Source organism: Achromobacter maghribensis (assembly GCF_057334215.1).
Window position 1 is genome coordinate 502,441 of record NZ_JBHFII010000047.1, and the last position, 6,200, is coordinate 508,640.

Below are 6,200 nucleotides of genomic sequence, written 5' to 3' on the forward strand. Positions count from 1 at the left end.
CACCTAGATAAAAATAGCTGGTGCACGAGTCACACATCGATTGGACGCATTGCCAAAAATGATCAGGGGTTAATCGATAGGAGAATAGCGAGCGCATGAAAAGGCAGCCACTTCAATTCAGCGAACCGCTTAAACAGGCCGTGTTGGACGGCTCCAAAGTGCAGAGCCGCCGCATTTTGAAGCCGCAGCCGACTAAACCCACGACCGTCTGGTACGCCGATGCCGAAGACTCCGGCAGGTGGGTGGCCATGGGTCCCAACCGAGATAATCCCGCCGAGTTGCGCAAAACGTCCAGCTGGGTGCGGTGTCCCTACGGAAAATCCGGCGAGAGCATCATATTGACGGATGAAGCCGGCCAGCCGTTCGCCAGCGCGGTAATCGTGGGCGTGCGCATACAGCGTTTGCAAAACCTGACCGAAGCCGACGCGCGCGCCGAGGGCACGCAAGCGCTGTATGAGCCATCGGCGTTGCTGCCGGGCGTGCCGCTTCAAACGGCGTTCGCGCTGACGTGGTGTGAACGCTACGGTTCGCATGCCTGGGCGGCGAATCCGTGGGTCTGGGTCGTGGAATTCCGGCGCCAGCAGGTCGAATAAGCGCGGCGACCCTCCGCCTGCGCCCGGCGGGCCATGCCGGGTTGGTGACGGCGTGTAACTCGCTACCCGGACTTCATCTCATTCCACTTGATTTCAATCCATTTCAAGTGCAGGTTTACCAGGGCGGACGCACCACGCCGCAGTGCAGCACCTGCCCGGATTCATACAGGGCAGCAGTTGCGGATTGTCGCTATTGAGGGAGGCTCGCTTACGAAAAGCGTGCCGGAAAGCCCGAAAATAGGGCCGTCGAATACTCAACTTTGCTGCGTCATGCAGCAGGCAGGTGCAACATGAAAAAATGGCTTATCGCAAGTGTTGGTGCCGCGGGTCTGCTGATCTCCAGCGTCGCACTGGCCCGTGTGGATGTGGGCATTTCCATCGGCATCCCCGGGGTGGTCTTTCCGGCGCCGGTGTATGTCGCACCCGCTCCGGTCTATGTGGCCCCGCCACCGCCCGTCTATTACCGTCCGGCTCCGGTCTATGTCGCCCCGCCGGTGGTATACCCCGCCCCGGTCTATTATCGCGGCGGCCCCTACTGGCGCGGCGGCCCGCCGCAGCGTTACTACGGCGGCAACGGCCATTACCGTGGACATGGACACGGACATGGGCACGACCGCGGCGATTGGCGCCGTTGAAAAAGGCAAAGGCCACTCGAATGAGTGGCCTTTTTTGTCGCCCGGCGGTCCCAACATAACAAGGACTCCCTGGGGAGAAAACAGACGAAGCATCCGAGGCCTGGGGCCATGATGCCGTTCCGTCAGGGCATTGTCCGGTGCCCTCGCTGGAACCCAGTCAGGCTGCGGGAGCCTGTACCGGTTTGCCAACCAGGACGGCCGGCTTCTGCACTGCCACATTGGCCTTGTTGGCCTCTTGCGACGATTCCTGAACAAGATCAATCCATCTGCGGGGCGCGCTTGACGCCCGCCACCAACCATTATGCGGACGCATGAGCAAACTCCGGTTCACCGTTGAAACGCACGCCATTGATTTCTTGGAACAGTTGGCGGCTTTCCTGTTCTGCTTCGTGCAAGTCCGAGAACGGCGCCTGTCCGGGCACTGTCCAGCATTTTTCCGGTGCGGTACCGCCGACTCGGCGTGTCCATATCTGCACGCGGTAGCCCTGCTCTTCTTCATGAGCGACAGAGCATCTCACACGAAAATCTCCAATCATTCTTGAAGTCATGGACAACTCCTTGTTTTATATGTGAATGAAGCATGTAGAACGCGGGTGTATTGTGCCGTAACTATCCGGCCCTTTTATTAAAAATACACAATTGCTCACATCAAAATCAAGCACACACGCGAGTGAGCATAATCAGGGAAAGCGACAGGAATATGTCGCATGATAAAAAAAAACGGAGCCCGAAGGCTCCGTCTTTTTATCCTCCATTTGGAGGATAGGCGCGATACGCGTCAGGGTTTCAGTACCGTCAAGCCGCCCATGTAAGGCTGCAAAGCTTCCGGAACATGCACGCTGCCGTCGGCTTGCTGATGATTTTCCAGCACGGCCACCAATGCACGGCCGACCGCCAGGCCCGAACCGTTCAAGGTATGCACGAATTCCGGTTTACCTTGTGCATTGCGGAAACGCGCTTGCATGCGGCGGGCCTGGAATGTTTCGCAGTTGGACACCGACGAAATCTCGCGCCAGGTGTTTTGCGCCGGCAACCACACTTCCAGGTCGTAGGTCTTGGCGGCGCCAAAACCCATGTCGCCCGTGCACAACAGCATGACGCGATACGGCAGGCCCAGCAATTGCAGCACGCGCTCGGCATGGCCGACCATGTCTTCCAATGCCTCGTAAGACTGGTCCGGCTGCGTGATCTGCACCATTTCGACCTTGTCGAACTGGTGTTGACGGATCATGCCGCGGGTATCGCGGCCGCCGCTGCCGGCTTCGGAACGGAAGCACGGCGTGTGGGCGGTGAGCTTGAGCGGCAGGTCGGCGGCGGACTGGATGGTGTCGCGCGCCACGCTGGTCAGCGTGATTTCCGACGTGGAGATCAGGTATTGGTCTTCCCGCACGTACGGATTGCCCGCGGCGTCCACCTTGGGGTCGTCATCGCCGCCGCCCTTGGAGACCGCGAACATGTCGTCCTTGAATTTCGGCAACTGCCCGGTTCCGTAAAGGGTCGAGGCGTTGACGATATAGGGCGTGTAGCACTCGGTGTAGCCGTGCATGCCCGTTTGCAGGTCCAGCATGAACTGGGACAGCGCACGGTGCAGGCGGGCGATCGGGCCGCGCATGAACGAAAAGCGCGCACCCGACAGCTTGGCCGCCATGTCGAAATCCAGGCCCAACGGTTCGCCGATGGCGACGTGGTCGCGCGCGTCGAACGCCAGGGCCGGCGGATTGCCGTCGGCGCCAGCGGCGCCCGGCAGCCAGCGGCGGACCTCGACGTTGTCGTCGGAGGACTCGCCCTGCGGCACGCTGGCGTGGGGCAGGTTCGGCACCGACATCAGCAGGTCATTGAGCGGAGCCTGCAAGGCAGCCAGCTCTTCTTCCAGTTGCTTCAGGCGGACCGGCACGGCCTGCGATTCGGCCATGACGGCGCTGGCGTCTTCGCCCTTCGCCTTCAACTGACCGATCTGCTTGGCCAGCGCGTTGCGGCGGGCTTGCAGGGACTCGGTTTCGGTCTGGACGGCCTTGCGGCGAGACTCCAGATCGTTGAACCGTTCCGTGTCGAAGGACACGCCACGGCTCTTGAGGCGGTCTACGACGGTTTGCAGGTCTTTACGCAGCAGTATCGGGTCTAGCATGGTGATGTCAGTGAGGTTGCGGAAGGCGAAGGGCGTGGCCCATCACCGGTTCTTGGCGCGTTCCTGCGCGTCCAGCTCACGCAGGAATGCCAACTTTTGCTGGATTTTAGCCTCCAGGCCGCGATCGGTCGGCCGATAGAAGGAAGGCTTCAGTCCATCAGGGAAATATTGTTCGCCCGCGGCGTAGCCATGCGGCTCGTCGTGGGCATAGCGGTAGGCTTTGCCGTGCCCCAGTTGCTTCATCAGCTTGGTGGGCGCGTTGCGCAGATGGATGGGCACCGGCGCGCTGCCGTGCTCCGCCGCAAACTGGCGTGCTTGATTGTAGGCGTTGTAGACGGCGTTGGATTTGGCCGCGCAGGCCATGTAGACCACGGCTTGCGCCAGCGCCAGCTCGCCCTCGGGCGAACCCAGGCGTTCATAGATGTCGGCGCCGGTGACCGCCAGGTCGGTGGCGCGCGGATCGGCCAGGCCGATATCTTCGACCGCCATGCGCACCAGCCGGCGCGACAGGTATTTGGGATCGGCGCCGCCGTCGATCATGCGGCAGAACCAGTAGAGGGCGGCGTCCGGGTTGGACCCGCGCACCGATTTATGCAGCGCGCTGATCTGGTCGTAGAAGGCGTCGCCGCCTTTGTCGAAGCGCCGCAGGTTCTGCGACAGCGAGATCTCCAGCCAGGCGGCGTCCACCGAATCGCGGCCCGCCGACTGCGCCGATTCGGCCACGACTTCCACCGCGCTGATAAGGCGGCGGGCGTCGCCGTCGGCCCAGGCCGCCAGTTGTTCGCGCGCGTCGGCCTCCACACGGATGGCCTCGCCCTCTTCCAGCCCATCGTTCAACGCAGCGACCGCACGGTCCACCAGCTGCTGCAGTTCTTCGGGCGAAAGCGATTGCAGCACGTACACCCGCGCCCGCGACAGCAAGGCCGAGTTGACCTCGAACGAGGGGTTCTCGGTGGTGGCGCCGATAAAAGTGAACAGCCCGCTTTCCACGTAGGGCAAAAAGGCGTCCTGCTGCGCCTTGTTGAAGCGGTGCACCTCGTCGACGAAGAGGATGGTGCGGCGGCCCTGGCCTTGCGCCACTTGCGCCACCGTGACGGCCTCGCGGATGTCCTTGACGCCGCCCAGCACGGCCGAAATGGCGATGAATTGGGCGTCGAAACCGTCGGCCATCAGGCGCGCCAGCGTGGTCTTGCCCACGCCCGGCGGCCCCCAGAAGATCATGGAGTGCGGACGGCCGGATTCGAAAGCGACACGCAGGGGCTTATCGGGGCCCAGCAGGTGCGATTGCCCGACGACGTCGGACAACGTGCGCGGGCGCAGGCGCTCGGCCAGGGGCACGTAAGGCCGATGGGCGGGATCGGCCGCGAAGAGATCGTTGCTCATTGGCAGCAGATGAGGGAAGACAGCAAGAAGTTCAAGTGGGTATTACACCATGACCGCCGCCGCGGGCCCCGCCCCGCGGCCCGCGGCCGTTCAGGACAATTCCGGCGGCGCGAAGCGGCGGTTGGCCAACACCGGCAGCACGCGGCGGGCATGCGCCAGGCGCTCGGGGTCGATGTCCGCGAACACCAGCGCCGGCGCCTCGCCCGCGCGCGCCGTCACCACGCCCAGGGGGTCCACCACCATGCTGCAACCGATATTGCGTTCGCCGCATTCGCCGGTAGCCACCACATAGCAGGTGTTCTCCAGGGCGCGCGCCGTGACGAGGACTTCCCAGTGCATTTCCTTCAGCGGGCCACGTACCCAGGCGGCCGGCAACACCAGCAGGTCCGCGCCGTCCAGCGCCAGGCGGCGCGCCATTTCGGGAAAGCGCACGTCGTAGCAGGTCATCAGGCCCACGCGCAGGCCGCCGATTTCAAGCAAGGGCGGGATTTCAGTGCCGGGCGTGACATTGGTGGACTCTTTCATGTTGAAAGCGTCGTACAGGTGCAGCTTGCGGTATTGCGACACGATTTCGCCGTCACGCAGCGTGACAAGCGTGTTCCAGACCCGCCCTTCGCCGGTGGGGATGTGCACGCACATCATGGTCGACAGGGACGAACCGCGGCTTGCCGCAAGCAAACGGGTCATGAACGGACCATCGAGCGGTTGCGCGGCCTTCAACACGATCTGCGGATCGGTGATGTCGCGAGCCAGGATGCCTTCGGGCAGCACCAGCAGATCGGCTCCGCCCGCGCGGGCGCGCTCCATCAGGTCGACGCAGACTTGGGCGTTCTCTTCCCAGACGCGGCTGACCGCGAACTGGCCCAAAGCGACTTTCAGCATGGCTTTTCCTTGTGCGGATCGGTTTTTTCCGGCTTTTGCCCGGCATTTCCTATTGTCGCGCCAACTGGGCCGACGTGCCGACTACGGGTAACTCCTAGCTCCCGCTTGTAAATTTCTTTCACGATAATGAAAAAAACAGACTTTGACGTAAATATTTTCCATAACCGACGCCCGCCATGACGAACTCCTCCTCCCCCGCAGCCTTGTTGGACGTGAACGGCAAAGGCCTGGGCGCGTTCCCCGAGTCCTGTACCACCGCCGACGTGGCGGCCCTGAACTGGAACCTGCTGGACGAAGACGTCAGCCTGCCGGTGGCGGTGCTGTACGAGGCCCGCGTCCGCCACAACCTGCAGTGGATGCAGCAGTTCATGGAGGCCTACCACGTCAAGCTGGCGCCGCACGGCAAGACCACGATGAGCCCTGCCCTGTTCAAGCGCCAGATCGACAACGGCGCCTGGGGCATCACGCTGGCGACCGCGCCGCAGGTGCTGGCCGCGTACCAGCACGGCATCCGCCGCGTGCTGATGGCCAACCAACTGGTTGGCCGCGCCAACATGGCCATCATCGCCCGCCTGCTGCAAG

The 6,200-nt window shown here is 62.9% G+C and carries 6 protein-coding genes and 1 pseudogene; 3 read left to right on the forward strand and 4 right to left on the reverse strand.

All coding sequences use genetic code 11. From position 1 onward, the window contains the following. Positions 1 to 95 precede the first annotated feature (95 nt). Both ACE039_RS22225 and ACE039_RS22230 read left to right on the forward strand, forming a co-directional pair. On the forward strand, positions 96 to 593 hold the full coding sequence (locus ACE039_RS22225) for a hypothetical protein (protein WP_448711034.1): 498 nt from the start codon (positions 96 to 98) through the stop codon (positions 591 to 593). Positions 594 to 883: 290 nt separating this feature from the next. Continuing rightward, positions 884 to 1,228 (forward strand): virulence factor, encoded by a 345-nt coding sequence (locus ACE039_RS22230; protein WP_485823341.1) that lies wholly within the window; start codon positions 884 to 886, stop codon positions 1,226 to 1,228. Positions 1,229 to 1,527: 299 nt separating this feature from the next. On the opposite strand, the gene ACE039_RS22235 is transcribed toward ACE039_RS22230, so the two are convergent. The 4 genes from ACE039_RS22235 to ACE039_RS22250 form a co-directional block, all read right to left on the reverse strand. Continuing rightward, on the reverse strand, positions 1,528 to 1,776 hold the full coding sequence (locus tag ACE039_RS22235; RefSeq protein WP_169270565.1) for a hypothetical protein: 249 nt from the start codon (positions 1,774 to 1,776) through the stop codon (positions 1,528 to 1,530). Positions 1,777 to 2,006: 230 nt separating this feature from the next. Continuing rightward, positions 2,007 to 3,353, reverse strand: coding sequence for a serine--tRNA ligase (serS, locus tag ACE039_RS22240; RefSeq protein WP_485823342.1), 1,347 nt, complete (start codon positions 3,351 to 3,353; stop codon positions 2,007 to 2,009). Positions 3,354 to 3,395: 42 nt separating this feature from the next. Further along, a complete protein-coding gene (locus ACE039_RS22245; protein ID WP_313459105.1) occupies positions 3,396 to 4,736 on the reverse strand; it encodes a replication-associated recombination protein A in 1,341 nt (446 codons plus the stop codon). A gap of 90 nt (positions 4,737 to 4,826) precedes the next feature. Next, entirely contained in the window at positions 4,827 to 5,618 is a 792-nt protein-coding gene (locus ACE039_RS22250; protein ID WP_485823343.1) for a deaminated glutathione amidase, read from the reverse strand. A gap of 176 nt (positions 5,619 to 5,794) precedes the next feature. On the opposite strand from ACE039_RS22250, the pseudogene ACE039_RS22255 reads away from it, so the two are divergent. Further along, positions 5,795 to 6,200: pseudogene (locus ACE039_RS22255) on the forward strand (amino acid deaminase); the annotation flags it as partial.